A 2,646-nucleotide genomic window follows, 5' to 3' on the forward strand; every position below is an offset into this window, starting at 1 on the left:
GCGGGTCGGTCCACGCGGACTCGTCCCAGCCGTGGGCGAGCAGGACCTGGCCCGGGATGACGGCGTCGCGCACGCGGGTCAGCAGGTCGGCGCGGTCGCGGACGCCGGTGAGGTCGAGGCCGGTCAGGTGCAGGCCGGTGGCGGTGGCGTGGACGTGCGCGTCGACGAACGCGGGGGCGACGAAGGCGCCGTGGAGGTCGACGATCTCGGCGCCGGGGTGCAGGGCGCGGGCCGGGGCGTCCTGGCCGACCCAGACCACGGTGCCGCCGGTGACCGCCATGGCCGTGGCGTCCGGGCCGGCGGGGGTGTAGATGCGCCCGCCGAGCAGGAGCGTCGTGTGTTCGTCCGTCACGCCCTTGAGTCTCCCCCTGGTCGCGCGGCCTACTGCACCTGGGGGAAGCCACACCAGCAGGCAGGAAGATTTACTCCTCGGGAACGATATGACAGGATATTTTAACGCGTTCCCGACGACTAGGAGTACAAGTGACTGCGATCCAGGAACCTGTGACGCCTGCCGCCGCCTTCGACCAGCCCTACGAGTACGCCCGCGCCGAGCTGGTGGAACCCGACTGGCGCCGCTTCCCCGGCTGGCACGACGTGACCGAGGCGGAGTGGCGTGACGCGCAGTGGCAGCGGGTGCACTGCGTCCGCAACGCCAAGCAGCTGCGCGCGCTGATGGGCGACCTGCTCGAGGAGCGCTTCTACGACGACCTGCTCGCCGACCAGCGCGAACTGGCGACCATGTCGATGCTGCTGCCGCCGCAGATGATCAACACGATGGCGCCCACGGCGGGCACCGACCCGGCGAAGGTGACCGAAGCGTTCTACGCCGACCCGATCCGCCGCTACATGCTCCCGGTTCGCAGTGATCGTGACGCCACCTGGCCGAGCCACCCGCACTCCGAGCGCGACTCGCTGCACGAGGCCGAGATGTGGGTCGTCGAGGGGCTGACCCACCGCTACCCGACCAAGGTGCTGGCCGAGATGATCTCGACCTGCCCGCAGTACTGCGGCCACTGCACCCGCATGGACCTGGTCGGCAACTCGACGGAGACGGTCGAGAAGCACAAGCTGACCCTCAAGCCGGTCGACCGCCAGGACGCGATGATCGCCTACCTGAAGAAGACCCCGGGCGTCCGCGACGTGGTCGTCTCGGGCGGCGACGTGGCCAACGTCCCGTGGCCGCAGCTGGAGTCGTTCCTGATGCGGCTGATGGACATCGACACCGTCCGCGACATCCGCCTGGCGACCAAGGCGCTCGCGGCGCTGCCGCAGCACTGGATCCAGCCGAAGGTCGTCGAAGGCCTCGAGCGCGTCGCCGTGACCGCCCAGCGCCGCGGCGTCAACCTGGCGATCCACACGCACGTGAACCACGCCCAGTCGGTGACCCCGCTGGTGGCGGAGGCGGCCCAGACGGCGTTGAACGTGGGTGTCCGCGACGTCCGCAACCAGGGCGTGCTGATGCGCGGCGTCAACGCGACCCCGGCGCAGCTGCTGGACCTGTGCTTCGCGCTTCAGGGCGAGGCGAACATCCTGCCGTACTACTTCTACATGTGCGACATGATCCCGAACGCCGAGCACTGGCGGGTCGCTGTCTGGGAAGCCCAGGAGCTGCAGCACGCGATCATGGGCTACCTGCCGGGGTACGCGACGCCGCGCATCGTGTGCGACGTGCCTTATGTCGGGAAGCGGTGGGTGCACCAGCTCGCCGAGTACGACCGGGAGCTGGGGATCTCGTACTGGACGAAGAACTACCGGACCGGGATCGAGCTGGACGACCCGGAGGCGTTGCAGCGCCGGTACCCGTACTACGACCCGATCTCGACGCTGCCGGAAGCCGGCCGGCAGTGGTGGGCGAACCAGGACTGACGCACCGGACGGTTTCAGCCGGTCAGCGGTGGTCTGACCGGCTGAAACCGCTGCGGTCGACGGCGGTCCCGCCATTAGCCTCGGAGGCGGAGGTGGGCCGTGGATCCGAGTGGCCGCGCGGCGAACCAGGCGTCACACGTCGTCGGCTCCTCGGTCCTGCAGGCCGGTGTCGTGCACGGCGACGTCCACTTCCACCGCGCTCATCCCGTGCCACGTCAGCTCCCCGCGGCGCCCGCCCACTTCACCGGACGCGGACGCGAGTTGCGGACACTCACCGAGGTCCTGACCGCTGAAGCGCACCCGGACCGGCCGCCCTTCGCGATCTTGACCGGGCTGGGCGGCGTGGGCAAGTCCGCCCTCGCCCGGCACTGGCTGCACCACGCCCGTGCGCGCTTCCCGGACGGGCAGCTGTACGCGCGGTTGTCGGCGCACGCGCCGGGCGAAATCCTCGGCGATCTCCTGAGCGGGCTGGGCGTGCGGCCCGCGGACGTCCCACCCGGTACAGCGCAGCGAGCGGCGTTGTACCGCTCCCTCACCGCCGGCCGGTCGATCGCGGTGCTGCTGGACGACGCCACCACCACCGACCAGGTCGCGGCGCTGCTCCCGGCGTCCCCGCGCGGCGCGGTGGTGGTGACCAGCCGCCACCGGCTGAGCGGGCTCGTGGCCCACGGCGGTGTCACGGTGCTCGTCGACGTGCTGCCCCCCGACGCTTCCGTGGAGCTGCTGAGCCGAGCGCTCGGGCGGGACCGGGTGGCCGCCGAGCCGGCGGCGGCGCGG

The 2,646-nt window shown here is 71.2% G+C and carries 3 protein-coding genes; 2 read left to right on the forward strand and 1 reads right to left on the reverse strand.

Translation table 11 applies throughout. The features are described 5' to 3' along the window. Positions 1 to 352: amidohydrolase family protein (locus G3I65_RS51780; protein ID WP_160703380.1), on the reverse strand; the 352-nt coding region annotated here is incomplete at its 3' end. Positions 353 to 483: 131 nt separating this feature from the next. Between G3I65_RS51780 and G3I65_RS51785 the strand changes: the two genes are divergently transcribed. After that, positions 484 to 1,869 (forward strand): lysine 2,3-aminomutase, encoded by a 1,386-nt coding sequence (locus G3I65_RS51785; protein WP_309236084.1) that lies wholly within the window; start codon positions 484 to 486, stop codon positions 1,867 to 1,869. Positions 1,870 to 1,968: 99 nt separating this feature from the next. After that, positions 1,969 to 2,646, forward strand: a 678-nt coding sequence (locus G3I65_RS51790; protein ID WP_160703382.1) for an ATP-binding protein, incomplete at its 3' end; no start/stop codon positions are given.

This window comes from Amycolatopsis sp. SID8362 (assembly GCF_010550475.1).
GTDB classification, from domain to species: domain Bacteria; phylum Actinomycetota; class Actinomycetes; order Mycobacteriales; family Pseudonocardiaceae; genus Amycolatopsis; species Amycolatopsis eburnea.